General features: G+C 63.7%; 1 protein-coding gene. It reads right to left on the bottom strand.

The window, feature by feature from the left end; translation table 11 throughout:
* A partial coding sequence (locus tag GCT13_RS47930; RefSeq protein WP_193727991.1) for an alginate export family protein occupies positions 1-854 on the bottom strand: 854 nt, incomplete at its 3' end.
* Between the last annotated feature and the right edge of the window lie 64 nt (positions 855-918).

Here is a 918-nt window from a genome sequence, read left to right as displayed (position 1 = left end):
TACATCGACTCCACGTCCCAGTCGGCGCGACCAATCTTGCCCGTGTATCGAAGATCGAAGACGTCGCGATGCTCGTCGCCCGTCGCATCGAGGAAGCGTGCATTCGAGCGGTTGTACTTCGAGTAGTAACCCGAAAGATCACCCGGTCCGACGCCCTGCCGCTCGAAGCGCACGCCGCTGAACGTGAGATGCCGGTTCGACACATCGTCGAAATCCGTCACGTCGCGGTACTGCACAGGCTGCGTCAGATAGCCGATGAAGCGCCACTTGCCGTACTCGTAGTCCGCCCAGATCGCGTCATACGCCTGCCGCACGTTCGGGCCGTCGCGAACGGAGATGAAGCGCTGCAAGTCGAACGCCATCTCCTGGCGGCCGATGCGAAACTTCACGGTGCCGGGTCCYARCGGACTGACCCACGCGACGAAGGCCTGCTCSAGRTCGAGCGGATTCTTGTCGACGGGCGACACCGTATCCTTGCCGAACGGCCTCGCATCTTCGAGCTGCGCGAAGAACTGAAGATACGGACCGATACGCGCATCGGCGCTGACCTGCGCGCGCTGTATCACGTAGGTATCCGAGTGTCCCGTGCCGATGCCGAAGAGCGGCGCATCGTTGACTTCGAGGCGCTCGCGCAGATTCGCGCCGAGCGACAGATACGAATGCGGATCGCCGCCGAGCGGAATGTATTTGAGGCTGTCCAGCGGCTGCCGGGGCACGCACTTGTCCGCCAGCACGGACCAGTCCTCCTGCCAGCGGTTGAACAGCACGACGGGCCGCTTCGCGGTGCACGCGGCGGTTGCCGTATCGGCGGATGCCGTTTCCTCTGTCGCCCGCGCACTGCCGCTCAACGCCAGGCCGGCGACAAAAAGGGCAAGGTACGCAACAGCGTTCGTACCTGCAAACGGCCTGGGCCACACA

Origin of the sequence: Paraburkholderia franconis, assembly GCF_009362735.1 — a bacterium.
Lineage (GTDB): Bacteria > Pseudomonadota > Gammaproteobacteria > Burkholderiales > Burkholderiaceae > Paraburkholderia > Paraburkholderia franconis.
This window is presented reverse-complemented; position numbering and strand designations above follow the sequence as displayed.